The following is a 25,177-nucleotide window of genomic DNA, read 5'->3' as shown; positions in this document are numbered from 1 at the left end:
GCGCATTCTTCGAAGGCGCAGCAAATTCCTGCGGTCATGGTGACCCCCTTCGCGGCACAGGAACACCCGGTGGGTCTCCTCATGACGTCACCGGTTTCGCGGGGCGGCGCCGGGAACGTACCGGGATCCGGGCCGCCCTCGCCGAGGCGCGCCTGGTCACGCTCACCGGGTTCGGCGGCGTCGGCAAGACCGGCCGGCTCCTAGCACGCCCCGCTGCCCACCTACCTGCGGCCGAGCTGATGCGGCTCCCCCGGCAGAGCGGTCCGGCCACCGCCTGTACGGCGGCGGCCGGACCGCCTTCGTCTCACACCCGCTCGCCGGCCGCCTCGGCCCTGGCAAGCAGGGATGGTGTCGGAAGGAAGCGCTCACCGTAGCGGCCGGCCAGCTCCCGGGCCCGCGCCACGAAGCCCAGACCCCCAGCGGCGAGGCCACTCAGGACCCGAGGTCCCAGGCCAGCTGTGGTTGCCGTACCCCACACCGAGCTGGTGGGTGTCCGGCCGAGGGCGTGGCGAAGTCGAACTTGAACGAGCCGGCCGTCTGGCCGGTGCCGAAGCAGCGTCTGCCGTCCTTGCCCGCGATCCGCTGACCGGAGCAGTCTCATCGCGGCCCGCTCGCGCTATCCGAAGTCAAGGCCTCCGTCCACCTCGTCTACGGGGAGAACGACTGGTCCCGACCCTCGGACCGGGAGGCCGACAAGAACCTTGCCTGCCGCCGATTCCACGCCGGTGCCGGGAGCGGGCCACTTCATCGCTGTATCAGTTGCTTCGCATGGAGAACGACTGTGCTTGGTGCTGATTGAGTTGTGGGCGCTGCCGGGATCAGATGACGCGGTCGGCCACCCGCACCCGCTCGGCTGCCTGGAGCGCGGTTCGCAGCTCGGCGGCGGGAACGGGGCGGCCGGGCGCTGTGAAGATCTGCTCGTCGGGCGTGGAGGAATCGGCGAGGTAGAGGCGGGTATAGGCGGTGGCGTCCGGCTCGAAGCGCCAGCTCTGCGCGAGCGAGCCGGTGTCGATGGTGTCGAATCCCAGTCGGTTGATCAGCGTCGCCGCATCGGATTTCGCGCCGGCGTCGTCACCGGCGATCGGCAGTGCGGTGCGGTCGGCGGCCCCCGGGTTCTCCGCGGGGCGGGCCAGTTGGGGGATGTGGTGGGCCAGGATGTTGTTGAACGCCTTGACCAGCCGGGCTCCGTCGAAGTGCCGGTGGACCAGCTCACTGGTGGTGAGCTTGTCGTCGTCGAGTTCGGCGATCCGGCCGTCGCGGGACGGGTAGTAGTTGCTGGTGTCCAGCACGGTCTTGCCCACGAGCGGTGCGGCCGGGACGGCGGTGTGCGCGGCGAGCGGTACGGAGAGCAGGACGAGGCCACCGGCGCCGGCCGCCTGCTCGACCGTGCCGGCCGTGGCCAGCGGGCCCAGCTCGTCGATGAGGCCGGTGAGGCTCTGCGGGCCCCGGGAATTGGAGATCACGACGGGGATGTCCGCCGCGACCGCGAGGCGCGCGACGGCGGCGCCGATGGTTCCACTTCCGATGATGCCGAGGGTGGTCATGTCTGCTCCTGGAGTCGGGGGGAGGGAGGTGGGCGTGCGGGCCGTGGTCTTGGTGGTGGCGCCGGTACCGGTCCGGAATCGGCCTGTACCGGCGCGAGAGGGGACCCGAGGAGGCGGCTGGGGCACGGGTGCTCGGCCGCCGAAGAAACGGAACGCGGGGCCGGTCCGGCAGCGGCGGCGGGCCCGTCGCGAGCGGCGGGCCGCAGCACGGACCGGTGCAACCGCGTGTCCTCAGGCTGTCTGGAGCGAGGGGTAGTCGGTGTAGCCCTCCGGCCCCGGTATGTAGAACAGTTCCGGCCGCGGCTCGTTCTCGGGGTGGCCGCCCTGCCAGCGTGCGACCAGGTCGGGGTTGGCGATGATGGCTCGGCCCACGACCACGGCGTCGGCGTGGTCGGCTTCGATGTGCTGGATCGCATCCTCGCGGGTGGTCTGCCCCCCGAGGAAGCCGCTGTTGACGATCAGTTTGCCGTCGAAGCGCTGCCGCAGCTCCTGGACCAGCTCGCCGCCCGGCTCGGTGTGCAGTACGGAGAGGTAGGCCAGGCCCAGCGGGCGCAGTTGGTCCACCAAAGTGCCGTAGGTGGCCAGGACGTCGCCCCGGTCGGTCTCGAAGACGTCCGCGAGGGTGATCTCAGGCGAGATCCGCAGCCCGACCCGCTCGGCACCGACGGCCTCGGCGACCGCCGTGACCACCTCGACGACGAAACGCGCCCGGCTCTGCGGCGAGCCGCCGTATCCATCGGTGCGCTGGTTGGCCGCCGGGGAGAGGAACTGATGGAGCAGGTAGCCGTTGGCGCCGTGGATCTCCACGCCGTCCGCTCCCGCCTCGATGGCCCGGCGGGCCGCGGCGACGAAGTCCTCCAGGGCTGCCTGGGCCTCTGCGGTGGTCATCGCTTCCGGTACGGGGAAGGGCTGCTCGCCCTTCCCCGTGAACGTCTTGCCGTCGATGGCGATCGCGCTGGGGGCGAGGATGCGGCGGCCGCCGTTGATGTCGGGGTGTGCGGCGCGACCGGCGTGCATGATCTGCAGGACGATGCGGCCGCCCTCGGCGTGCACCGCCTCGAACACCCGCTGCCAGCCGGCCGCCTGCTCGTCGGTGGCGATGCCCGGCGCGCCGACCCATCCCTGCGACGCGTGGTCGGGGTAGGTGCCCTCCGTAATGATCATTCCGACGCTCGCCCGCTGCCGGTAGTACTCGACCATCAGGTCCCCGGGAATACCGGAGGAACCGGCCCGGACTCGGGTCAGCGGTGCCATGACGATGCGGTTGGCGAGCTCGATCTTCCCGAGGGTGACCGGGGAGAAGAGTGACGGAACAGGAGAGATTTCTGCAGTGTTGACGGGCATGAGTGTCCCTGGGTAAAGGGGTGGATAACGGGAGGGAAGTCATTCGGTTCTTCACTGTAACGCATGTTCGCGCCAACGCGAACATGCGTCGGAGTCGCCCCCTCCCTCATGGCCTGAACGCGTTCCCGCACGGATGGGCTGGATATTTCCGGTTGGGGAACTCAACTCATGTCGTCGGCCAGATCGGCTCGTACGCGCGGATGTGGATCGGCGGGCTCCTCACCAAGAAGCACCGGCGCACCAGGAAGTTCGGCCGAGCGGTGGCTTCCTCCAGCGCCGAGGACTCCCTGAGCCTGATCGTCCTGTACGGAACCCTCATTGAACCCAGGCCCTTCCTGGACTGGCGGGGCAGACCGAATGCCGGTGGTGAACGGCGTCGGTGAGCCCTGCGCGAGAGAGTCGCACCCACGGCTCGATGTGGCGGGGCTGGAACGACGGTGGCGTGCGGGAGACCGGTGCGGACGGCGGCACGGTAGGTGGCCGACATGTCGATGGCCACGTACTCGATGCTCTTCCTCCAGGTCAGCGGGGTGGTGGCGGGCCAGGCGAGCACATCGGCGACGGTGCGGCCCTCGACCTGGCCGAGCAGGCCGCCGGCACCGAGTGCATCGACGAACCCGGTGTGCCACCGATCGCGCGTCAGAATCCACTTGCCCGCGGCGGGGTCCTTGTCCCCAGCACCGCCGTCCGCGCCGGGTCTCGTCGATGCCCAGTACCCGCACCTCGGGCGGCGGCGCCTCGATCACCTCGCGTGCGGCGGCGCGGAAGGCGTCCATCACGGTCGGCCAGGACAGGTGCAGATCCCCGGCGGCCTGGATGACGGTGGAGGCGGCGTCGTGTATCCGCCGCCCGGCGGCACCGCGCAGCCGCATGGTGATCCGCGCGCCGGCCGGTAGCTGCGGGATTTGCTCGGTGAAGGACCGGCGCGGGCAGCCGGGCTCCCGGCACCACCAGCGACGCTGTGCCGGCGGAACTCCAGTCCCCTCTCGCCGTACGGCAGATCCCGGGGCCGGGTCGTCGCGGAGCCCTTCCACCCGGGTGGCGAACACCCCGCATTCCGGGCAGGCCCGTGCCTGCTCATCGACCGTGACCAAGTGGACTCGGCGTGTCCCATCCGCCAGCCGCTCGACCCGGGCGACGGACACTGCGTCGGGACCGAGCAACACCGTCGTATCGGTCAAAGCGGGTGTCGCAGGTTCGAAACCTGCCGGAGGCACAGAGAAACACCTGGTCATAGGCCCTCCCGTCCCGGGGTCGGACGGAAGGGCCTTCGTACTCGCAGTACACATCAGTCCGCCGACGGCCGCGGTCCCCCAGTATCTAGAGGAAGCGGCGCCGGCCGGCCCCGAGTGAGCCGCTGCCCGCTGGAGCGGTGGGTGAGGACAGGACGCATGCGGAGGGTTCTCCTGGTGGCGGGGTCAGCTGTGGGGGACGGAGAGCGCCATTCCCACCTCCGGTTCGGTGCCAGAGCTCATCGCACAGGGGGCTATCGCCTGCGGCGGGCTGGTGGCACAGGTACCGGGGCGACGCCCTCGACGACGGTGTTGCTGATGGTGCCGATGCCCTGGACCGTCATGGTGACCCTGTCGCCGGGGACGAGGGGCGGTGGTTCGAGGATGCCGTGGCGGCCCCAGAGTTCGGCCAGGCAGCCGCCGTTGCCGCAGGTTCCGGAGCCCAGGACGTCGCCGGGGCGGATCCAGGTGCCGCGGGAGGCGTACGCCGCCATCTCCTCGAACGTCCAAGCCATGTTGGTCAGTCGGTCCTGTCCGACCGGCTCGCCGTTGACGGCGACGGTGAGGCCGAGGTCGAGGAAGCCGTCGGCGTCGCGGTGGGGTTCGAGTTCGTCGGCGGTGACGAGCCAGGGGCCGAGGGTGGTGGAGGTGTCCTTGCCCTTGTTCGGGCCGAGTTTGACCCTCATTTCCCGGCCCTGGAGGTCGCGGGCGGACCAGTCGCCCAGGATCGTGTAGCCGAGGATGTGGTCGCGTGCCCGCTCGGGTGTCAGATCCCGACCCGACTTGCCGATGACGGCGGCGACTTCGAGTTCGAAGTCGAAGCGCCCGCAGCCCGGCGGTACCGGCACGTCGTCGTGAGCGCCGATCATCGCGTACGGGTTGGTGAAGTAGAACGCCGGTGCGGCGTACCACTCTTCGGGGACGGTGTCGCCGTATCCCTGTGCGACGCCCGCGACATGGCTCTCGAAGGTCATGTAGTCGCGAACGGTGGGCGGTTGCAGCGGAGGCAGCAGGTGCGCGCCGCCCAGGGGCACGGGCAGGCAGGCGGTCAGCGCGCGCTCCCCCGCCCTGCGCAGGGCCTCCTCCCCTTCCACTATCAGGTCCAGCAGGTCGACGGGGTGCTCGAAGGGGTGGAGTTGGTCGTCGGTGACGACTCCCGACTGCCGTTTCCCGTCGTGGACGAAGCTCGCGAACTTCACGCGGCGCTCCTCTCCGCCTCGGCCGGCGCGGTGCCGCTCGGTCGGAAGCCGATGAAGACGGCGGCGATCACGGCGGCGGTCACGCAGGCGGCGGCGGTGAGGACCAGTCCGTTGTTGTAGCCGTGGGCCAGGGCATCCGTGGTGTAGGGGGCGAGCTTGGCGCTGAGTGGCCCGAGGTCGACGCTGTGCAGGGCGATCGGGCCGCCCCCGTCCAGGATGGCGGAGGCGATGCCGTGCTCCTTCGGGGTCAGTCCGGCATCCGCGAGGCTCCCGGTCAGCCGGCTGGCGGCCATGCCGAGGGCGACGGCGCCGACGACCGCCGGGCCGAGGGTCTGGCCGAGGTCGCGGACCAGGCTGGTGGTGGCCGCTGCCATGCCGGTCAGGTTCTGCGGTACGACGTTCACGGCGGCGGCGGTGATCGCGGCGACGACCAGGCCGAAGCCGACACCGTTCAGGATCAGCGGGCCCAGCATGGGCGGCAGAGCGGTGTCGTCGATCGGCAGCGCCCGCAGCCACAGCTGGCCCGAGGCCATCGCCAGGAAGCCGATGACGAGCATGGGCCCGGGTCCGACGCGGTGCAGCAGACGGACCAGCAGGGGCCAGATGAACGGCGTGCACGCTTGGATGATCATGACCGGTATCGCGGCCTCGAAGGGGCTCCGGTGCTGGATGACACCGAGGCGGATGCTCAGGTCGTACGCGCCGCCCAGGAAGCCCAGCATGCCGATCACCGCCATCGCGGCCGACGCGGCGAACGCCGGGATACGGAAGAGGCTCAGTCTCAGCATCGGGGCCGCGCTGCGGTTCTCCACCACGATGAACGCGGCGATGAAGACGGCGAAGGTGACGAAGGACGCGACGACGGGGGCCGAGCCCCAGCCGTCCGAGGGGCCCTGGATGATGCCGTACAGCAGGGCGAGCATGGCCACGGCGACGGTGATCTGCCCCGGCCAGTCCAGCGAACGGCCCTCCGGGGCGCTGGACTCGGTGCCGAGCAGCCAGGCCGCCACGGCGGTGATCACGGCGAGCACGCCGGTCACGCCGAACGCCCACTGGAAGGGCGCGTGTTCGACGATGCCCCCGGACATGAGCGGGGCGATGAAGGCGCCGAGCGACAGGGCCGCGGTCCAGGAGGCCAGTCCCCTGGCGCGTGCGGCCGGGGTGGTCGTGATCGCGGTGATCATCGCCAGGGAGGCGGGGAAGAGCGCGGCGGCTCCGATGCCAGAGATCGCCTGGCCGGTGATCAGCTGGGCCGCGGTGGCGGAGGTGGCGGACACCAGGTAGCCGACGGCGGCCAGCAGTGCCGCGCCGACGACGAGTTTCTTGCGGCCGTAGCGGTCGCCCACGACGCCGAAGCTCAGCGCCAGGATGGCGGCGGGCACCAGAAAGGCGTCACTGATCCAGGTCAGTTCCGCGCCGGACGTCTGGAGCGCGCGCTGCATCTCGCCGTTGATCGCGGCGGGCAGCACCAGACCGATCTGGGCCAGGCAGACGGCCAGACAGCCGGCGACGATCGTGCCGGTGTGCCGGGCCGGAACGGCCGGTGCGGTCTCGGACGCGGGGAGCGGTGGGTCGTAGGCAGGAGTGGAGACCATGTCTCCTCCTTGGAGGGGTTGGCGGGTCGTACGGCCCGAGGGGGACGGAGGGGAGAGCTGTTGGTGCGGGGAGCGGCGTCAGAGGCTGGGGCAGAGCTCGGCCATGCAGCCGAACAGTCCGGGGCCGTCGAGCGGGGGCAGTGAGGGGTCGAGCTCCCGGTAGACGGTGTGCACGTTGACGGCGAGGCGTTCACTCTCGTCCAGGTCGGCGAAGCGGCCGAGGCGGATGTCGCGGGCCGCGTCCATGGCGGGCATCCCGGCGGTGAAGCGGGTGGTGGCCTGCTCGTGGACGTATTCCAGGTAGTCGCGAATCTCGCGGACGGACTGCTTCGTGGTGACGGGGCCGTGGCCGGGTACGACGATGTCGGCGTCGATGCCCAGCAGCAGGTCGCAGGCAGCGAGCCAGCGGGTGAAGGGACCGTGCCAGACGACCGGCGCCGCTCCGGCGAAGACGATGTCGCCGGTGTAGACGGTCCGGGCCCGCGGCACGTGGACGATCGTGTCGCCGGCGCTGTGCGCGGGCCCCACGTCGATGAGGCGGACCTCCGTGCCGCCGATGTCGATGACGGTCTCGCCGTCGAAGACCCGGTTCGGGAGGGCGGGTTCGATGCCGGTGTGGTCGAAGCGGCCGAAGATCCGGCGGGCGAAGTGTCCGGCCGGGCTGTCCATGCCGGTCAGTGCGCGCATTTCGGCCGGGCCCACCTGCCGCATGTCCGCCAGGGACCCGCGGGCCGCGATGATCTCGGCGTGGGACACGAGCTGGTTGCCGAACCAGTGGTCGCCGTTGCCGTGGGTGTTGACCACGGTGGAGATCGGGGCGGGAGCGGTGAGCGGCGCCAGCGCGTCGAGCATGGTCTTGGTCAGCCGCAGGTCGTAGAGGGTGTCGACGAGCAGTGACGCGCCCCGGCCGGTGATCAGACCGGCGTTGCTCATGCCCCATCCGGCATCGCCCGCGATCCAGGCGTAACAGCCGTGTCCGAGCTCGACACGGCCCGTCCGGGATGTCACGGAAGCCACATTGCCTCCTTTTCAGCGTCCCGCGATCAGCATCGCGAGACTCTCATCCACTGCTGGACTCAGGTCCAGCAGTGGTGAGGAATCTAGATAGGTGCCGGGGAGGGGTCAAGAGTCGTGCGGCCTTGTGTTGTACTGAGGGCCATGAAGATCCGGGACGCGGCAGCCGCCTCCGAGGGCGGCGTGACCGTCGGGCGCCAGGAGCGCAGGCGTCGGAAGCTGCACGACCAGCTGTATGAGGCGGCGGTCGGTCTCTTCGTCGCCCAGGGATACGAGGCGACCACCATGGAGCAGATCGCCGAGGCCGCCGATGTCGCCCGGGCGACCGTCTTCAACCACTTCTCGCAGAAGGTCGGCTTCCTCGAGGAATGGGGAGTCCGCCGCCGTGCCCGCGTCGCCGAGATTCTCGGCGCGGAGCACGCGGAAGACCTGCCGGTCGGCGACCGGCTGCGCCGCTACCTGAAGGAGATGGCCGACCTCAACGTCGCCTCACGTGCCGAGACCACCGTCCTGATGGACGCCTCGGCACGGTACGGGCACCTCCTGCAGGACCCGTCCCTGGAAATCGAACTCGCCAGGATCGTCGAGCAAGGGCGGCAACGCGGGGAGATCAGGGCGGGCGTCGACTGCGACCAGGCCGGCCAACTGCTGGCCGCCTGCTACTTCTCGACGATCCTGCGCTGGATCCGCGAGGAACCGGCCCCCTTCGACCTGGACGAGCGCCTCGCCGGGGCGCTCGACATCATCCTGCTGGGCCTTCTTGCCGACGAGGCACATGCCGGGGAACCCTGACGGTTTCCCTCACCCCGCCTTGAGACAAGGGGCCGGTGAAACCGTCGACCAAGAAGTCCTTTCACTATGCCCGTCCTGGTCGCGCGGCCTGACACCGCTCCCCCACGCTCGCGCGGGAGGGGCTCCCACCGCCGTGCTGCCGGAGAGCCAGGTAGCTCCTCCCCCACTCTCGGCTGCGCTCGAGCGGGGGGGGACCCACATCCAGGGCTCTCCAGCGCCTTGCGACGCACGGCACCAGGGCACGCGACCTAATCGGGCGCTCATAGTGAAAGGACCCCTGAGCAAGCCCGTGGCTCCTGCACCCAGGGCCAAGTCACCCGGCCCAACACGAACCGTGACGTCCCGTCAACAGACCGAGCCAGCGCACCGCGCTACTTCGAAGACCCCCTGATCCGCCACCGCGCCAGCCCCCTGCGTAAGGACAGCCATTTGCCGACGGACCCATTTACGGTGAGCGTTGGTAGGGATTTCGGAGTCTGGGGGCAAGTTGAGCGCCTGGTTGTCGCCTCGGGTGCGCGCGATCTTCACGACCCCCGTAGGGCGGCGCTCGTAGGGGCGGGGAGGTGCTGGCCAGCCCGGGCTCGGGAGAGCGTGGAGCCGATTCAGGGCTTCGATGTTCACGTCGATCCAGGGCTCGCCCCGGCCTGTGAGACGCCCCCGCGACCATCGCCCTCAACCCGACCACGAGGCCAGGAACTTGAAAGTGGCTCCAGTGGTGGCCGGAACAGGGACCTCGGGCAATCCTCGTTCTCGCTTGTCAGAACGCCTTTATGCTTTGCTGCTCACCAGCCTGACAGCCTGCTTCGGGGGGAGTCGAGGCTAGCTGAGCGGCACGTCCACGACACTCTTGAGGTGGCTGAACGTCTCAAGGGAGTACAGACCGTGGTAGTGGCCCATGCCGCTTTCGCCGACGCCACCGAAGGGCAGGCCAGATATGAGCACCTGAATCCCTGGCGAGCCCCAGGCGACGGCGCCGGAGGACGTCTCGTTCACCAAGCGCGACTTGGTGGCCTCGGACGTGGTGAGGGCGTAGAGCCCCAGCGACTTGTCCCGTTCGTTGATGAAGGCGATGGCGGCATCGAGATCTTCGACTTCGATGATGGGGAGGATCGGACCGAAGATCTCCTCCTGCATGACCGGTGATGCGGGGTCGACGTCGGTGAGCACGGTCGGTGCGATGAACAGGTCGTCGCGGTCGTGCTGGCCTCCCACCGCCACCTGGCCGGAATCCAGCAGACGAGTGAGCCGGTCGAAATGGCGCTCGTTGATGACCCGCCCGTAGTCGGGGGCGGTCTGCGGGGTGGAGCCGAACTGGGCTTCGAGCGCCTTGCGGAGGGCGGGAACCAGCGCGGCGGCGGTGGCGGGATCAGTCAGAACATAGTCCGTGGTTCCGCACGACTGTCCCGCGTTCACCGAGAACTTGCCGCCGACCAGCCGCTGCGCAGCCTCGTCGACGTCCACGTCGGGCGCCACGAAGACCGGGCACTTGCCCCCGAGTTCCAGCGTGACGGGGGTGAGGTTCTTGGCCGCTGCGGCCATGATGATCCGGCCGACCGTGCCGTTGCCCGTGTAGAAGATGTGGTCGAAGCGCTGGGCCAGGAGGGCCGTGGTCTCCTCGGCGCCTCCCTCGACCACGGTGAGGACGTCGGCGTCGAAGTACCGGCGCAGGAGGCGGGAAAGCACCGCCGAGGTGTGCACCGAGATCTCGCTCGGCTTGGCCACCACGGTGTTTCCGGCGGCCAGTGCGCCGATGAGGGGATCGATGAGAAGGTGCACCGGGAAGTTCCATGTGCCGATCACCAGGACGACGCCGAGCGGGTCGTACTTGGTGTGAGCCGTTGTCGTGGAACCGAGGAAGGCAGGAACCTCCACCGGGCGGGGCTGAAGCCAGCCCTCGAGACTCGCCAGCGTCTCGTCGATGTGACCGACGGTGAGGTCGATCTCCGCCATCTTCGCCTCGGTGGCGTTCTTCCTCAGATCCGCCCAGACCGCTTCGAGCAGTTCCTTCTCGTTTTCGACCAGCAATGCCCGCAGTCGCTGTAGCTGCTTGACGCGCCAGCCCAGTGGGCGGGTGACGCCGGTGTTGAACGTCGCGCGCAGACGGCCGACGACCTCCGCGGCCGGTTCGCTCTGGCGCGTCCTGGACTCGTTCGCCGTTGTTGCGGTCATGGGATGTGCTCCGTTCTGGATGCAAGCCACGCCATCAAGGCGTTGGTGAAGGGGTCGTTCCGGTCTTGACTGTAGCCCATGTACGCGTGAACGCGAACATGGATCGCGTTACCCTTCTCCCATGGCCAGCCGCACCGCATCCCCGCTCATCCACCCCGACATCGACGACTTCGACCTCTTCAAGGTCATGAGCGCGCTGACCGATGAGACCCGGATCGCCATCGTCGTCGGACTCGCCGCCTCTCCCGGTCTGGCCTGCAGCGTCTTCAAGAAGGACGTCACCGCCTCCGTACTCACCCGCCACTTCCGCGTCCTGCGTGAGGCAGGCGTCATCCACCAACAGGACGTCGGCACCCGCCGCTTCAACACCCTGCGCAAGGAAGAACTCGACCAGCGGTTCCCCGGACTGCTCGACCTCGTCCTCAAGGAGGGCGCCGCCCGCGTGACGCCCCGCGCGGACACCGACAGCACCTGACACCCCGGGGCGCGCCGACGCAGACGCAAGCAGGACAGCCCAACGCTCCGCGAACGCTTACGGACCGGCGTCGATCGGCCCGACGGGCGCAGAGTGGCGGGCCCGCCGACTGCGCCGCTGGACGTTGTATCGACGCCGAGGACGTCGACGCAGGCGTCACACCTGTCGCGCTCTCCGAGAAGTGCGCCCTCCGCACTTTAGAGGTCGTTTTCAGCTAGTTTGTGTCGCTTCACGTGCCACAGGTGAGCACCCGCGCCTCTCACGTGTCGGGTTCCTGTACAGGTCGGTGGGAATAATCGCCGCTATCAGCCCTCCTTGGAATGAGACAGGCTTCACGGGATGAGACGGTCAATATGGGCTTCCTCGCATCCCCTCAATCGCGCAAGCCCCCAACGTCTCCCAAGGGCCTCTCCGTCACGGAGCCTTGTTGGGATGAAACAGACCTCGCCGATGAAAACAACCTCTGAGGGGGCGTTTACACCTCAATTGGTCCCATTTTGATTGGTATGCGGATCGGCTGTAGTGGTGCTGGTGATGCTTGAGGGGCAAGCGATGCCGGGGAGGCGATGAGGTGGACGTCTCGTGTGTACTCCCCCTGCTTAATCCCAAGACGCGCCTTCGTGCGCCGTTCGCCTCACGCGCCCGATGCATGCGCCCGTCCCCGGCCAGCGGCTGCCCAGTACTTCAAGACCATGGCCGAACGCCGTCGTTATCCGAGCGATCTGCCCGATGCCCGCTGGGAGTTGGTCGAGCCGATCCTCACCGCCTGACGGGCCGAACGCCGCGGCCGCGGACTGGACATCGGCCGGCCTGCGGGCCACGACCTGCGCAGTCTCCTGGACGCGATCCTCTACGTGAACCGCACCGGCATCCCCTGGCGCTACCTCCCGCACGACCACCCGCACTGGAACACCGTCTACACCTACTTCGCCCGCTGGCAGCAGGAGGGTGTCTTCGACCAGCCCAACAGTCTCCTGCGCCGCCAAGTACGCAGGCAGGAAGGCCGCGAGGCCGAGCCCAGCGCGTGCGTCATCGACTCACAAAGCATCAAGACATCCACCAACGTTCCCGCAGCCGGCCAAGGCGTCGATGCGGGCAAGAGGATCGTGGGCCGCAAGCGGAGCATCGTCATCGACACCGTCGGCCTGCTTCTGACAGTGCTGGTCACGGCCGCGAGCGTGCAGGACTCCGTCGCCGGCCAAGCCCTCATCGAGAAGGTGGCCGCCGAGCATCCCACCGTCCGCAAGACCTGGGTCGACGGCGGCTACCGCCAGCACCTCGTCGAGCACGCAGCAACCCTCGGCATCGACATGCACATCGTCCGCCGCGACCCCAACACCAGAGGATTCACCATCCTGCCGAGGAGGTGGACCGCCGAGAGAACGCTGGACTGGCTGATGAACCACCGCCGCCTGGCCCAGTGGCCCCACTTCTTCCTCGTTTCCTTGTTCAGGACAACCCCATTGGGTACCTGTCCGGAAACATCGTGGCCCCTCAGTGGCCCCTCAGCCACCACTCGGAGAGCTGGGCTGCGACCGCCCACGACGAGGTCTCCTCCCCCACCGTCCAGCACGTCACCTGCGCACGGGCGAAGACTGGTGGCGGTCGATCCACTCGAACATCAACTCAAGTACCTGGGGCATCTTGGAAGCGGCGCAGTGCCCGGTGTCCGAAAGCAAGTGGACTTCCGTGTCCCGGCGGCCGACGAAGACAAGGGTGTCCTGCTGTGGAACATGGACGTCACCGGCACCATTGATGACCAGCATCGGCACGTTCCTGTCGAGGTTGAGTAGCGGACGCAGATCGAACGGCCGCCAGATCCGGGCCAGTTGCACATCGTTCGGTTCATGGTCGAATCCCAACGCATTGCCGACGCTGCCGTCCCTGCCATACGCGAAGGTCCGACCCTGGGCGAATGCCGCTTCGATGGGACCGCCGATGACGATCGCCGCGTCGACATCCCCTGCCAGGCCCGAGCAGGCCGAGAAGTGACCGCCCATCGATATGCCCAGATGCAGGACACGCCCATTGCCCAGCGCCCGCGCCTCGATGGCCAGGGCGCGCACCAGGTCAGCGCCGTCCTCCGAGTCCATGGGGCCGGCATATTCGCCCGTGCCGGGAATGTCGAAGGCCAGCACGCCCATACCGGTTCGCAGGGCGACCGCCTCGAAGAGCCCGTGGAGATCCATTTTCCAGGTGTCCACTCCGCCGCTGGCGAGCATGACGGGGGCATCGCCTGACCAGCCCGGCGGAGTGAGCAGGTGCACGGGTACAGCGATGACCCCCTCGCCGCAGAACAGCTGAACGGCCCGGCGCTCAAGCCCGACCTTGAAACCGGGAGCGGCGAGCAGGTATTGCTTGAGCTGCCGCTCCAGCGCCGTGCGCTTGGCGTCGTCGGCCAGCGTGGGAAACTTCGCCCAACCGTAGGCCAGCGCCGCAAGGTGATGCTGACCAAGCTCCGCATATCCGGCGGCCAGTCGCGACCACTCGTACACCCAGCCGCCCGGCTCGTCGAGCCACATGTCAGTGACCGCCGATCGGACGGTGGCGACGTCCGCGATGGGCAAACCGCTGTTCACCATCTGCCAGTACCACTCGACGAACAGGTCCTCGGGGGCGACCTTCCAGCGGTAAGGCATGCGGAAACCTACTTCCCAGACGACGCTTATGCGAGACACACGGGGGGTGAGGAGTGGCCTCCTGAGGAGGAACACATACGCGCGTGACCGCACGCGGCGATCCTTCCGCCGAGTCGGACGAACGGCTGCCGCTCTGTCACACAAGTCCTCCTCACCCCGGCCAAGGGCTGGTTCCACACATCCGACCGGCTCACCGGCCTCGACAGGAGTGCTCAGCTCTCAGCGATGGTGATACATCCACTCCGCACCACCGACACTATTGTCCCGCTTAGCAGAACTCAAGTTCTGCATTAGAGGACACCGGCAAATACTTCCGGTATCGTCTGCGCCTGCGTCGACACCTCGCCGACGGCTCTCGGCCGCGTTTGCCGCCGCCCTGGCCGCTCGACGACGACAGCTCTCCCCATGTCCGGCCGCCAGGACCTGCTGCCCGTTGTCCAAGCGCTGCCCTGCGGCTCGCGGGCGGCGCACAGAGCGGCCGCCGTCCGACTCACACCCGACCAGCACGTGAAGGTAGCGATGCGACACTCAGCTCAGCCACCAAAGCGCCACAGGTTCTCCGAGCACCCCGCCCAGTCGCCGTTGTCTCAAGCGCGCCGACGGGCAATGCACCTGGACTTGGCCTACCTCGCACCCAACGCCCTGTGCTTCGGCACCGCGGTCACCCTGATCGCGCTCCCTGGCGATCTGCTCGCCGTGCGACTGTTCAGCACCGACATGACCGCGGGCCTGTCGCTGTACCTGCTCCAAGCAATGGCCCTGCTGGCAACGGCCCGCCGCTTCGACCATCGCAGTGCCCGCCTGCTGGACCCGCTACAGCACGCAACCTCCGAGGCGAACGCAACCGCCGTGCCCGGCCAGCAGATCGGAGGGTTCAGATGAATCACAGCAGCGCCTTCCTCGCGGCGGCGGCCGATGATCCCTACGCCTTGGTCCTCAGCTCCTTCATGCTCTTCATGGTCCTCGCCCTCTTCACCTCGGTCTTCGCGGGCCTGCGCGGAGACTCTCCGTCGGAGTTCTACATCGGTGACCGGCAGGGTTCGGCGTTGAAGAACGGCCTGGCCTTGGCGGGATGCTATGTCTCCACATCTTTGCTGCTCAGTGTGACCGGTGTGGTGGCAACCGTCGGCTTCGACGGCATCACCGCCGCGACCAGCGTGCTTCTGTCGATGGGCGTCCTCCTCCTGCTGGCACGCCCCCTGCAGCTCAGTGGCTCCCGCACACTCGGCGACCTCTTCTCGCTCCGAGTGCCAAGCACCGCGCCCCGGGTGGCCGCCGCGGTGGCCACCCTCGCGGTCACCGCTCCGTACCTCGTGGCTCAGCTCATGGCCGCCGGAAACGTCACCGCGGCGCTCCTCGGGTTTTCCGGCATCGGGGTGCAGCAGATGTGCACCGTGCTCATCGGGGGCCTGGTGGTCACCTGCGGCATGCTCAGCGGCGCCAAGGGGCTCGCCCTCGTACAGGTGATCGCCGCCGCCGTCACGCTCGCGGCCATGATCTTCGCGTCCCTGGCCGTGCTCCGCCTCTTCCACGGGGATGTCGGCGCCCTGCTCACCGCCGCGGACGCGCACAGCACCCGTCCCGGCCGCTATCTGAGTACCGGAGGCCTCCTCAACGCCGGACCGACACCCCGTCTGGACATCGCCGCGGGCCAGGTCATGACCGTCCTGGGCGGCGTCTGCATGCCTCACGTCCTCAGCCGCGTCTCTGCGGCAAAGGACACCGCCACGGCACGCCGCTCCGTCCGGTACGCGACCGGTGTCGTCGCGCTCGTGTGTGTCACCGTGGTCATTCTGGGCATGGGGGCATCGGCCCGAGTCGGTGCTGACACCATTCTCTCCGGACACTCCAATGCGGACGACTCACTGATGCTCGTCGCCGGCAGTCTGGATGACGGGCTGGGAAGTGGCACGAGCCGTCTGCTTTTCACCGCGCTCGCCTGCGCGATCTTTCTCAGCGTGCTCGCCGTCGTGGGCGCCGCCACGCTGGCAGCGGCCGCCGCCCTGGCCCGGGACACGTACCACCATCTCGTTCAGCGCAGGCAGTCCAACCCCACACGCGAACTGATGGTGGCGCGCATAGCCGTCCTGCTCTTCGGCGTCCTCGGCATCCTGCTCGCCGTACTGGCGCAGGGACGCTCCGCCGCTTTCCTGGCTCAACTGGCTACGGCAGTGGCCGCGTCGGCCGTGGCCCCGGTTCTGCTCTACACGTTCTACTGGGATCGCTTCAACCGAACGGGCCTGCTGTGGGCCGTGTACGGCGGAACCATCCTGAGTGTCGGCCTGGCGGTGTCCTCGCCCTCCGCGTCAGGCAGCTCTCAGGCCTTCTTGCCGAACGCCGACTTCGCCTGGTTCGACCACAGCACCCCGGTTCTGGTCTCCGTCCCGGCCGCCTTCCTGCTGGGATGGGCGGGCAGCCTCGTCGGGCACCGCCGAGCCCGCGGACACCAGGCAGAGGACACATCGGTGACCAGCGCTGTCCTGCTCGTCGGGCGGACGGCCGCCACAGCGGTAGCAGCTGGAGGCACAGCTGGGCAGCGACCTGAGCGAAGTGACTGAGCAGGGGCCAGGGCACATCAGCGTTCCCCTCTTCGTCACACATCTGCGGGCCGGCGCACCCATGGCAGGACCGGCGGTGATCAGCCGGAGACGTCGCCGGCTCGCCCATCCGAACGCCGCGCGGGGAGCACAAGGCGGAAGGTACATCCCTTGCCCGGCGCGGTGTCGAGTTCGAGGCGGCCACCGTGGCCTTCCGCGACCGCGGCGGCAATGGAGAGGCCCAGGCCACTACCACCGTGGGTGCGAGAGCGAGAAGGGTCAGCACGATAGAAGCGCTCGAAGACATGCTTGGCGCACTGCGCCGTGAGCCCGGGCCCTTCGTCCGCCACTTCCACCACGCTGACGGGCGTACCGTCCGGCAAGGGCGGTGACGCGCCGATGACCCCCGGGCGGTCGGATCCGCAGGTGTCCACGCCCACCCGGGTCTCGCCCACCCTGACGTGCACCGCAGTGCCGGCCGGGGTGTGCACACGGGCGTTGGACAGGAGATTGTCGACGATCTGTCTCAGCCGATGGGGGTCGCCGACGGCCTCGACCACATCCAGTTCGCCGTTGCCCGCCGGGTCCGGCAGGGGGCCCAGATCGACCGGATGGCTCGCCCCGTGCAGGGCGGCGGTCCGCACGGCGTCCGCCGCCAGGGACAGCAGGTCCACCGGGTTTCTGTCGTACGACGGTTCCCGGTCCAACTGGGCGAGAAGTTGGAGGTCGTCGACGAGGAGGCCCATCCGCTCCGCGTTCTGGGCGATCAGCTGGTGGGCCTCGTTCTGCTCATCTGCCGACATACGCTCCCCGCGCAGTGCGAGCTGTGCGTAGCCCTGGATGGCGGTGAGCGGAGTACGCAGTTCGTGGCCGGCGTCGGCGACGAAGCGCCGCATGCGCGCCTCCGATGCCTCCCGTTCACGGAGCGCCAACTGCAGCCTCTCCAGCATGGAGTTCAGCACCCGGCCGAGCCGGCCGATCTCGGTGCGCGCATCGATGTCGGGGAGTCGCAGATCCAGTCGCCCCGCTCCGATGCGTTCGGCGGTGTGCTCCATACGAGTCAGCGGGAGCAGGCCCAGTCGTACCACCCAGCGGCCCAGCGCGAGCAGGGCGGCGACGGTGACGGCCAGCAACACCGCGTTCAGCCAGAGAATCTTGGACGTGGTGGCGTCGACGGTGTCCAGCGGCAGAGCCACGACGGCGTGCATGTCCTGTGGACCGGAACTCAGCAGAACCCTCCACCGGCTGTCGCCGCTGACGGATGCCACCGTTTCTGGACGGCCGACGTGCAGACCGAGCCGCACCACCGAATCCGCGATCCGCGGACCTGGCTTGCCGTCGGCACCGAGCGACATGGCCATCCGCCGACCGGAGACGTCGTAGAAGTAGACACGGAAGTCCGAGGGCAGGACGCCAGGCCGGTCCACGGGGTTGTTCTCCTTGAGAGCCTCGGAGTAGGCCGGTCCTGGTGGGTGGAAGTCCGCCAGTTGCTGGTCGACCCGGTCCAACAGCCATGAGCGCAGCACCACGAACCCGATGAGCTGGGAGACGGCGACGGCTACCATCGCCAGCGCGGTGACGCCCAGGATCAGTCGTCGACGCAACGAGCCGGGCGGATGGGGAAGCAGCCGTTTCACTGGTCCGCCGCCCCGCCCGCGCCGCGCGGCAGCCGCAGGCAGTAGCCGACGCCGCGCACGGTATGGATGAGCGGCGGTTCGAAGCAGTCGATCTTCTTGCGCAGGTATCTGACGTACGTCTCGACGATGCGGGCGTCCCCGGAGAAGTCGTAACTCCAGACGTGATCGAGGATCTGGGCCTTACTCAACACCCGGCCCGGATTGGCCATCAGATAGGCCAGCAGCTTGAACTCGGTCGGCGACAGCGGAACGTAGTGCCCGGCGCGGTGCACCTCGTGCGCCCCCTCGTCGAGCTCGAGATCGGCGTAGCGCAGCACGGTCTCCGGAGGGAGCGGTTCCGTTCCGTGGGTGGCCGTGCGGCGCAGGATGGCGTCGATACGCAGCAGCACCTCCTCGATGTGGAACGGCTTCGTCACGTAGTCGTCCCCGCCTGAGCTCAGGCCCTTGATCCGGTCGTCGACGTCGATGCGGGCGGTCAGGAACAGCACGGGTACGTCGTTCCCGGCCGCCCGCAGGCGCTGCGTGACCTCGAAGCCGTCCAGGTCGGGGAGCATCACGTCGAGCAGCACCAGGTGCGGTTCCCGCCGTTCGATCTCGACGAGGGCGGACTGGCCGTTCTCCGCGGCGCTCACCTCGTATCCGGTGAGCCGGAGCGTGGACTCCAACAGGGTGCGGATGCTGGGTTCGTCCTCGACCACGAGGAGCCTGTACCGCGCCCTGTCCGCGGGCTGCTCTGTCATCGTGCTGTGCGGTCCGTTCTGTTGCCGTTCACCTAGCGGCGCAGTCGTAGAGCACCGAGGCGCCGAAGAGCGCCGCACTGCCCGTCTTCTGCTCAGACGTCTTGCTGCCCCCGTACGCCGACGCCGAGACCTTGGTGCAGTTCTTGGAGATCCACTCCGAGCGGTCAGTCGCGTTCTCCTGCGACATGCCGGGCCTCATCATCGCTCCACCGCCGGCGTTGTCCGATCCAACGACGTAGCGCAGCTCACCGTTCCCGGTCCATTTCTTCAGCTGGTCGACCGAGGGCGCGTCGTCGGAGCCCATGAAGCCGCCCATGCCGATCACCGTCTCGTCGCTGTTCAGGATGAAGGCGCTGGTGGCGTTGGCTCCGCCTGACACAGCGAGCTTGATCCGGGCCTTCGGTGAGTGCTTCGCGGCGTAGTCGAGCATCTTGCGCTGGTCGGAGGTGAGTGCTGAGCCGCTGGCACCGCCGAATCCGCCGGACATAGCGCCGGCTCCACCGGGGAAGGCGGGAAGACCGCCGGAGGCCGAGCCTGAGCCACCGGACGCACCGGGCATGCCGCTGGGGAGGCCACTCGGCAGACCGCCCTGGCCACCACTCGGCAGGCCGCCCTGGTCACCACCGGGCATCCCGGACGCCATCCCTGATGGCATCCCTGACGGCATCCCTGACGGGAATCCCGACGCCCCTTGATCCCCGGACGAGCCCTGCCCGGGTATGCCGGACATTCCGAAGGCCGAACCCCCCGGACCCGCTGTCGGGTTGGCGCCGCCCATGAGATTCGACGAGCCCGACGAAGCCGACACGTTCGCCGCCCACGCCCCCGGTGCCAGGAGCATGGACACCACCGCGGCAGCCGCCCCGGCCAGGAGCAGGTTCCCACCGCGCCGGGACAGAAGGAGCGCGATCGCCGTGCAGCCGATCAGCAGCACGGGCCAGATCAGCCACCCGTTCCAGTCCGGCGTACGGCGGACGAGAACCATCGCCCAGCCGGCCGTCACCGCCGCCGCCACCGAGCCGACCCAGGGAGTCCACCTCACGCCGGCTCGGTGCACACGGATCAGAGTGGCCAGCATCCCACCGCACAGGGCGGCGATCGCCGGGGCCAACTGGGTGGTGTAGTACGGGTGGAAGATGCCCTTCTGCGTGGAGAACACGGCCACGCAGACGAGCAGCCAGCTCCCCCACAGCAGCCAACCCGAGGCGGGCAGCAGGCCGGACCGGTCCAGTCGCCCGCGTCGGTACAGCACCGTGCACACCACCGCGAGCGCCAGGGCTACGGCACAGGCCGGCAGCAGCCAGCTGATCTGTCCGCCGACCTGGGTGTTGAACATGCGGCCGAGACCCGATTCGCCGCCGAATCCCCCACCCATGCCGGCCATGGACTGCGACGAGCCGTCGCTGGAGCCGAAGACCCGGCCGAGCCCGTTGTAGCCGACCACCAGATCCCAGGCCGAGCCGTCCGTGCTGCCGCCGATGTAGGGCCGGTCCCCCGGCCAGAGCGCCACCATCGCGACCCACCACAGTGAGGACACCGCCAGCACGGCACCCGCGGTCAGCAACCTCCACACCCGTGCGGCCCATGCTCCGCCTCCGCCCACGAGCCAGGCGAGGGCGAACGCGGGGACGACCATCCAGGCCGCGAGCATCTTGGTGAGGAACCCGCACCCGATCAGGAACCCGCTCGCGCACAGCCACCAGGTCGCCGCCGGGCCCTCTGTCTGCAGGGCACGGGTGAGCGCGTACGCCGCCGACACCAGCAGCAGGACGAGCAGGGTGTCGGGATTGTTGTCCCGGTTGATGGCCACGGTGATGGGAGTGAGGGTGAGCACCAGGGCGGCCAGCAGTGCGGCCTGCTCCCCCGCCCAGCGGCGCACGGTGCGATGCAGCACGAACACCGCGGCCACGCCCTCGATCACCTGCGGAAGGATCAGCGCCCATCCGTGCAGCCCGAAGATCTCGCTGCTGATGACCTGGGGCCACAGGGCGGCGGGCGGCTTGTCGATGGTGACGACCCCGGCCGGGTCGTAGGAGCCGAAGAGGAAGTAGGTCCAGCTCTTCCCCATCGACTTCACGGCCGCGGAGTAGTAGCTGTTGCCCCAGCCCAACGAGCCGAGCGCCCAGCCGTACAGCACGGCTGCGACGAGCAGGATCGCGCCGAGAGCGGCCGGCGCGGCCCAGGCGGGCAGGGAGCGAGGAGAAGTTTCCGAGGGAATGTCGGACACCGGGGTGACGGACAGGGTCCGGTGGGACTCGTTCATGGAGGGGAATCAGCTCTCGTCAGAAGTCTCGGCAGCGGGCCTGGGTCAGGCGGTGGAATTGCGGCGGAAGACAGCGAGCCGCAGCACGGCGAAGCGGACGGCGGTGACCGCGACGGACGCGGCGGCCAGGACGACGGTCTCGGCGGCCGCCGAGGCCCCGGGATCGGTGTGCTTGAACCACAGCACCGCTCCGGAGGTGACCAGGTAGCCGAGTACGAACAGGGCGCCCGCGCCCAGATGGGCCCGCGCGGGCCGGGTTTCGGCCTGCCGGAAGGTGAGACGGCGGTTCGCCTCGGTGTTCAGCACCGTCAGGATCAGCAGCGAGACCAGGTTGGCGGCAGCGGGCTGCCACCAGCCGCGCAGCAGCCAGTACAGCAGCGCCTGCCCGATGGTGGAGAGGATGCCGATCGCGAGGAAGCAGCCGATCTCCCACGACAGCACGCCCCGCCCCGTGGGCGGCGCGAGGACGGCGTCCGGATGCTCGGCGGCCGGTGCGGGGCGGCGGGGCAGTTCGACACGGGCGGCGCCGGACGCCTTGAGCCGCGCCATCCGCCACAGCCCTTTGAGGTCATCGGTGGCCGTGCTCACCACGTCGACCCTGGTGTCGACGTCCTCCACCCAGTCGACCGGTACCTCGTGGACGCGCAGCCCGTTGTGCTCGGCGAGCAGCAGCAGTTCGGTGTCGAAGAACCAGGCGTCGTCCCGGGTCACCTTCAACAGAGGGCCCAGCGCCTCCGTACGGGCGGCCTTGAATCCGCACTGGGCGTCGGTGAAGCGGACGCCGTGGGTGAGCCGGATGATCCCGTTGTAGCAGCGGGAGACGAACTCGCGACGCGGCCCGCGCACGGTGCGCGCCCCCGGCGCCAGCCGGCTGCCGATCGCGATGTCGGAGTGCCCGGTGGCGAGCGGGGCGACGAGCGGCAGCAGCCCGTCGAGACCGGTGGACAGGTCCACGTCCATGTAGGCCACCACGTCCGCGTCGCTGGATCCCCACACGGTGCGCAGGGCAAGGCCCCGGCCCTTGCGTTCCAGGTGCACGACGTCGACGCCAGGCAGTTCCTCCGCGAGGCGGCGGGCGACGGTGAGCGTGCCGTCCGTGCTGGCGTTGTCGGCGACGGTGATGCGCCAGGGGAACGGAAAGCCCTCGGTCAGCCGTGTGTGCAGGGTACGCAGGCAGCCGGGCAGGGCGCGTTCCTCGTTGTGGACGGGCACGACGATCTCCACGCTCGCCGTCCCGGAGCCGGCGTGGGCAGACCCGCCAGGGGGTTGGAAGGCGACGGTCCGGCCGGGGCTGTGCGTGAAAGCCGTGCTGTGGGGGGTGGGTGACATGGCTTCCTCAGGCGAGACGGGACATCGGAGGCGGCTGCGTGGGGCTGATCGGGAACAGAGCCCGACTCTCACCCACCCGACTGGGAGACCCGGGAGAGGAATGCGAGAACTGACAGAGAGTCAGGTAGCGGTGGCCAAATCACAGCGCTACGGCAGGCATGCGCAGCTCCGGCCGACGCTGCCTCTACCCCCTTGCTGCCCCACAGGATCCCCAGCGGCCCACGGCACGGTGCCCGACCGCCTGTGGCTGAATTGTTCTGCTGATCATCGGTCTGGAGATGTCGCGCCAGGCCGGAGCGGCAACTGGAGGCGGCAGCGGACCCCGAACCACGCCAGTCCTCGTCTCGGCATGAATCCGACACTGCCGCCGTCCGCCACCCGGCCAACTCCAACGGATCTCAGTGCTCGCGCGTGGAATCGATTGACGGCCACCACTAAGGGCCGTGCGGTGGCCGTCAATCGGACTGCTGCATGCCGCTACGCGGCCGCCCGGCGACCGCTGAACGGCGTTTTGGGAAAGAATCCGGCCTTGGCGTGGCCGGAGATCTCGTCTCCGTCGACCTTGGCGGTGAACGTGACTTTCACGGCCACCGGCTTGGTCGCGTCGACCTTCCACGTCGCCACGTCGCCGTTGACAGTGCCGTCCTGGATCTCAGCGGTCTCGCCCATGGACGACTGTGTGCCGGTCAACGTTTGACCGTCAGACCGCAGTTCCAGCTCCAGCACCTGGGTTCCCATCGGGGTCTTCATGGTTATGTCCCAGTTTCCGTTGACGCTCAATGTCCGGGAACCTTTCTCGATCTTCACTGGATGGCGCGAACGATGGTTCGCATATGAGCACTCAGATTCACAGCTTGCGGTGGCTGGTGTTCGGAGCCGCCTGGTTCAGTCGGCATGCGCACTCGGCTCTGACGAAGCGCGGTTTCCTTCGGCGACCTTCCGCGCCCGGTGTCGGCACGGCGTGGGCGTTGGCCCAGGATGTACCGCATTCCAGCCGGGCAGCGAGCGCCACGGCCCGTTCCGGATCCCGCGCTCCACACCGCACACCGAGCCGTGCCGGACGACATGCCGAACCTTCAGACAGTCCTGCGGGCGAGTCGCTGGGCCGAGTGCGGGACGCGATGGCCGACAGGGAGCCGTGGCACCCCGCCGACCAGGGATCAGCGATGACTCAGGTGCCGCGCACCGCGGCGTCGAGCTCGGCCGCGTCGGACCAGCTGCCGTGGAAGCCCAGGGGGACCCGGTGGTTGAGCTTGATCCGGGCGATGGGCGTGCCGGTGAAGTCCTGGGCTTCCTGGACGATGACCTCGCTGCGGTCGGTGGTCGGGTCCCACCAGACCGACAGCAGCCAGCCGTCGTCCTCGGCCTGGGCGCCGGGGCGGGGCACGAAGACGGGCTCGCCCGGGGAGGTCAGGACACCGTCGAGCGCCTGGATCGACGTCTCGCCCGTGCGGTAGTCGTGCTTGGCCAGGCCGTCGGTGAACCAGTCGCCGGCTCCGCGTGTCGTCGTGTAGTAGCCGTACTGGTGGGACAGCCCGGTTCGCTGATCGTTGATCCGGGGGAACTCTCCCTGGATATCGGTGACCTCGATGTCCCTGCTCTTCCCCGTGGCGAGGTCGAGTTCCCAGCGCCAGGGGGTGGTGATGATCTCCTTGAACCACCAGTTCCAGTCCCCGTTCGGCGGCGGTGACTCCAGGTCCTTCAGGGTGGGGCCGAACTGGCCGACGCGGTGCCCGTCGACGATGATCTTCGTGCCGTCCTGGTAGGCGTTGAGGAAGTGTGACGTGGAGAAGGCGTCGGAGGCTTCTACCGACGTCACCTCGCCTGTCCTGCGATGCAGGACGACCCAGCGGCATGTTTCCAGCTTCTCCGGCTCCCAGACCGTCGAAGGCTGACCGTTGAAGATGCGCTCGATGCGTGCCGTCGCCGGGCTGACCAGCCAGATCGCGTAATCGGTGGTGACGGCGTAGTCATGAGTGAGGGCGGGGAACCCCAGGTCGACCGAGTGACGGTCGAGGATGTTCCCGTCGCGGTCGGCTCGGTACCACGTGACCGCGCCGTCCATGTTGCCGAAGGTGAGGAAGTCGCCGTTCGTCGGATCGACCTTGTGGTGCGCGGTCAGGGGACCGACGAGTCCGCCCCGGAAGTTGTACTGCTCGCTGACCGTCTCCAGGGTGTCCGGTCGCAGCTCGCGCGGAGGGTAGCCCTCACAGAAGGCCAGCAGACGGCTGCCGTACAGCTGCACGTGCGTGTTGGCGGGGTTGTTCGGGAACTTGCCGGGCGGCAGCGGGGTGTCCCTGCCGTTCATGAAACCGCCGTAGATCGCCTGGCCCAGCTCCATCTCCTCCTTCAGGCCCGCGGTCTGCACGTAGCGGTTGCGGTAGGTCGCCCGGCCGTCACGCAGGAAGATGCCGTGGACCATGCCGTCGCCGTCGAACCAGTGGTACCTGCTCGGATTCTGCGGGCGGTACAGCGGGCTGGGGCCGACCCGGAACAGGGCACCGCTCAGCCCTTCGGGGAGTCGGCCCTCGATCTCCAGGTCGAAGGCCTCGCCCTCCTCGCGCCAGGGTGCGTACGGCCCGTTGAGAAACATGTTGCTGGGGTCCCACATGGAGGCTCCTCCTTCTCGTACACCTGAGCATGTCCTGATAGTTAGGACTTGAATCCG

Annotated in this window: 18 protein-coding genes and 4 pseudogenes; 7 read left to right on the top strand and 15 right to left on the bottom strand. The window is 68.8% G+C overall.

From position 1 onward, the window contains the following. Positions 1 to 593 precede the first annotated feature (593 nt). Positions 594 to 755: pseudogene (locus OG866_RS45345) on the top strand (alpha/beta fold hydrolase); the annotation flags it as partial. A gap of 63 nt (positions 756 to 818) precedes the next feature. On the opposite strand, the gene OG866_RS43845 reads toward OG866_RS45345, so the two are convergent. Continuing rightward, a complete protein-coding gene (locus OG866_RS43845) occupies positions 819 to 1,544 on the bottom strand; it encodes an NADPH-dependent F420 reductase (protein ID WP_329343631.1) in 726 nt (241 codons plus the stop codon). A gap of 231 nt (positions 1,545 to 1,775) precedes the next feature. Then, positions 1,776 to 2,888, bottom strand: a complete 1,113-nt coding sequence (locus OG866_RS43840) for an alkene reductase (protein ID WP_329343629.1) — start codon at positions 2,886 to 2,888, stop codon at positions 1,776 to 1,778. Between the two features lie 83 nt (positions 2,889 to 2,971). Between OG866_RS43840 and OG866_RS43835 the strand changes: the two genes are divergently transcribed. Further along, on the top strand, positions 2,972 to 3,271 hold the full coding sequence (locus OG866_RS43835) for a group II intron maturase-specific domain-containing protein (protein ID WP_329343627.1): 300 nt from the start codon (positions 2,972 to 2,974) through the stop codon (positions 3,269 to 3,271). 59 nt (positions 3,272 to 3,330) lie between these two features. On the opposite strand, the pseudogene OG866_RS45340 reads toward OG866_RS43835, so the two are convergent. The 5 genes and pseudogenes from OG866_RS45340 to OG866_RS43820 all read right to left on the bottom strand — a co-directional run. Next, positions 3,331 to 3,531, bottom strand: a pseudogene (locus tag OG866_RS45340) (transposase); the annotation flags it as partial. A gap of 127 nt (positions 3,532 to 3,658) precedes the next feature. Beyond that, positions 3,659 to 4,123 (bottom strand): annotated as a pseudogene (locus tag OG866_RS45335) (helix-turn-helix domain-containing protein); the annotation flags it as partial. Between the two features lie 251 nt (positions 4,124 to 4,374). Continuing rightward, a complete protein-coding gene (locus OG866_RS43830) occupies positions 4,375 to 5,319 on the bottom strand; it encodes a fumarylacetoacetate hydrolase family protein (protein ID WP_329343625.1) in 945 nt (314 codons plus the stop codon). Beyond that, positions 5,316 to 6,914 (bottom strand): MFS transporter, encoded by a 1,599-nt coding sequence (locus tag OG866_RS43825; RefSeq protein ID WP_329343623.1) that lies wholly within the window; start codon positions 6,912 to 6,914, stop codon positions 5,316 to 5,318. Before OG866_RS43825 ends, OG866_RS43830 begins: the two co-directional genes overlap by 4 nt. 78 nt (positions 6,915 to 6,992) lie before the next feature. Then, positions 6,993 to 7,931, bottom strand: coding sequence for an MBL fold metallo-hydrolase (locus OG866_RS43820; protein WP_329343621.1), 939 nt, complete (start codon positions 7,929 to 7,931; stop codon positions 6,993 to 6,995). A 141-nt stretch (positions 7,932 to 8,072) separates the two neighbouring features. Between OG866_RS43820 and OG866_RS43815 the strand changes: the two genes are divergently transcribed. After that, positions 8,073 to 8,720 (top strand): TetR/AcrR family transcriptional regulator, encoded by a 648-nt coding sequence (locus OG866_RS43815; protein ID WP_329343619.1) that lies wholly within the window; start codon positions 8,073 to 8,075, stop codon positions 8,718 to 8,720. An 819-nt stretch (positions 8,721 to 9,539) separates the two neighbouring features. Here the strand turns inward: OG866_RS43815 and OG866_RS43810 are convergent. After that, positions 9,540 to 10,889: an aldehyde dehydrogenase family protein gene (locus OG866_RS43810; protein ID WP_329343617.1), complete on the bottom strand. Its 1,350-nt coding sequence runs from the start codon at positions 10,887 to 10,889 to the stop codon at positions 9,540 to 9,542. Positions 10,890 to 11,010: 121 nt separating this feature from the next. Between OG866_RS43810 and OG866_RS43805 the strand changes: the two genes are divergently transcribed. Together OG866_RS43805 and OG866_RS43800 are read left to right on the top strand one after the other, a co-directional pair. Then, the gene (locus OG866_RS43805) at positions 11,011 to 11,364 is read left to right on the top strand and encodes an ArsR/SmtB family transcription factor (RefSeq protein ID WP_329343615.1); all 354 of its coding nucleotides are present in this window, start codon (positions 11,011 to 11,013) and stop codon (positions 11,362 to 11,364) included. Positions 11,365 to 12,056: 692 nt separating this feature from the next. Further along, positions 12,057 to 12,785 (top strand): annotated as a pseudogene (locus OG866_RS43800) (IS5 family transposase); the annotation flags it as partial. Between the two features lie 153 nt (positions 12,786 to 12,938). Here the strand turns inward: OG866_RS43800 and OG866_RS43795 are convergent. Continuing rightward, positions 12,939 to 14,003, bottom strand: coding sequence for an alpha/beta hydrolase family protein (locus OG866_RS43795; RefSeq protein WP_329343613.1), 1,065 nt, complete (start codon positions 14,001 to 14,003; stop codon positions 12,939 to 12,941). Positions 14,004 to 14,609: 606 nt separating this feature from the next. On the opposite strand from OG866_RS43795, the gene OG866_RS43790 reads away from it, so the two are divergent. Continuing rightward, positions 14,610 to 14,885 carry a hypothetical protein gene (locus OG866_RS43790; protein ID WP_329343611.1) on the top strand — a complete coding sequence of 92 codons (276 nt, stop codon included), beginning with the start codon at positions 14,610 to 14,612 and terminating at the stop codon, positions 14,883 to 14,885. After that, positions 14,882 to 16,561 carry a sodium:solute symporter family transporter gene (locus OG866_RS43785; protein WP_329343608.1) on the top strand — a complete coding sequence of 560 codons (1,680 nt, stop codon included), beginning with the start codon at positions 14,882 to 14,884 and terminating at the stop codon, positions 16,559 to 16,561. Before OG866_RS43790 ends, OG866_RS43785 begins: the two co-directional genes overlap by 4 nt. A gap of 80 nt (positions 16,562 to 16,641) precedes the next feature. Here OG866_RS43785 and OG866_RS43780 read toward each other — a convergent pair whose 3' ends face one another. The 6 genes from OG866_RS43780 to OG866_RS43755 form a co-directional block, all read right to left on the bottom strand. Then, complete coding sequence (locus tag OG866_RS43780; RefSeq protein ID WP_329344580.1) at positions 16,642 to 18,105, bottom strand: sensor histidine kinase; 1,464 nt, start codon at positions 18,103 to 18,105, stop codon at positions 16,642 to 16,644. Between the two features lie 68 nt (positions 18,106 to 18,173). Next, the gene (locus OG866_RS43775) at positions 18,174 to 18,917 is read right to left on the bottom strand and encodes a response regulator transcription factor (protein ID WP_329343606.1); all 744 of its coding nucleotides are present in this window, start codon (positions 18,915 to 18,917) and stop codon (positions 18,174 to 18,176) included. A gap of 28 nt (positions 18,918 to 18,945) precedes the next feature. Continuing rightward, positions 18,946 to 21,180, bottom strand: coding sequence for an ArnT family glycosyltransferase (locus tag OG866_RS43770; protein ID WP_329343605.1), 2,235 nt, complete (start codon positions 21,178 to 21,180; stop codon positions 18,946 to 18,948). Positions 21,181 to 21,225: 45 nt separating this feature from the next. Further along, the gene (locus OG866_RS43765) at positions 21,226 to 22,404 is read right to left on the bottom strand and encodes a bifunctional glycosyltransferase family 2/GtrA family protein (protein ID WP_329343603.1); all 1,179 of its coding nucleotides are present in this window, start codon (positions 22,402 to 22,404) and stop codon (positions 21,226 to 21,228) included. A 582-nt stretch (positions 22,405 to 22,986) separates the two neighbouring features. Beyond that, positions 22,987 to 23,259, bottom strand: coding sequence for a hypothetical protein (locus OG866_RS43760; protein ID WP_329343601.1), 273 nt, complete (start codon positions 23,257 to 23,259; stop codon positions 22,987 to 22,989). 421 nt (positions 23,260 to 23,680) lie between these two features. Beyond that, entirely contained in the window at positions 23,681 to 25,120 is a 1,440-nt protein-coding gene (locus OG866_RS43755) for a carotenoid oxygenase family protein (RefSeq protein WP_329343599.1), read from the bottom strand. Between the last annotated feature and the right edge of the window lie 57 nt (positions 25,121 to 25,177).

Origin of the sequence: Streptomyces sp. NBC_00663, assembly GCF_036226885.1 — a bacterium.
In the GTDB taxonomy this organism is placed as follows: Bacteria; Actinomycetota; Actinomycetes; order Streptomycetales; family Streptomycetaceae; genus Streptomyces.
Note: the sequence above shows the minus strand (reverse complement) of the source record. Positions and strands in the feature narration are given on the sequence as shown.

Bases quoted from the DNA above. Each gene is read 5' to 3' on its own strand.
- OG866_RS43845 (WP_329343631.1), bottom strand. From the start codon at position 1,544: ATGACCACCCTCGGCATCATCGGAAGTGGAACCATCGGCGCCGCCGTC.
- OG866_RS43840 (WP_329343629.1), bottom strand. From the start codon at position 2,888: ATGCCCGTCAACACTGCAGAAATCTCTCCTGTTCCGTCACTCTTCTCC.
- OG866_RS43835 (WP_329343627.1), top strand. From the start codon at position 2,972: ATGCGTCGGAGTCGCCCCCTCCCTCATGGCCTGAACGCGTTCCCGCAC.
- OG866_RS43825 (WP_329343623.1), bottom strand. From the start codon at position 6,914: ATGGTCTCCACTCCTGCCTACGACCCACCGCTCCCCGCGTCCGAGACC.
- OG866_RS43815 (WP_329343619.1), top strand. From the start codon at position 8,073: ATGAAGATCCGGGACGCGGCAGCCGCCTCCGAGGGCGGCGTGACCGTC.
- OG866_RS43810 (WP_329343617.1), bottom strand. From the start codon at position 10,889: ATGACCGCAACAACGGCGAACGAGTCCAGGACGCGCCAGAGCGAACCG.
- OG866_RS43805 (WP_329343615.1), top strand. From the start codon at position 11,011: ATGGCCAGCCGCACCGCATCCCCGCTCATCCACCCCGACATCGACGAC.
- OG866_RS43795 (WP_329343613.1), bottom strand. From the start codon at position 14,003: ATGCCTTACCGCTGGAAGGTCGCCCCCGAGGACCTGTTCGTCGAGTGG.
- OG866_RS43790 (WP_329343611.1), top strand. From the start codon at position 14,610: ATGCACCTGGACTTGGCCTACCTCGCACCCAACGCCCTGTGCTTCGGC.
- OG866_RS43785 (WP_329343608.1), top strand. From the start codon at position 14,882: ATGAATCACAGCAGCGCCTTCCTCGCGGCGGCGGCCGATGATCCCTAC.
- OG866_RS43780 (WP_329344580.1), bottom strand. From the start codon at position 18,105: ATGGTAGCCGTCGCCGTCTCCCAGCTCATCGGGTTCGTGGTGCTGCGC.
- OG866_RS43775 (WP_329343606.1), bottom strand. From the start codon at position 18,917: ATGACAGAGCAGCCCGCGGACAGGGCGCGGTACAGGCTCCTCGTGGTC.
- OG866_RS43770 (WP_329343605.1), bottom strand. From the start codon at position 21,180: ATGAACGAGTCCCACCGGACCCTGTCCGTCACCCCGGTGTCCGACATT.
- OG866_RS43760 (WP_329343601.1), bottom strand. From the start codon at position 23,259: ATGAAGACCCCGATGGGAACCCAGGTGCTGGAGCTGGAACTGCGGTCT.
- OG866_RS43755 (WP_329343599.1), bottom strand. From the start codon at position 25,120: ATGTGGGACCCCAGCAACATGTTTCTCAACGGGCCGTACGCACCCTGG.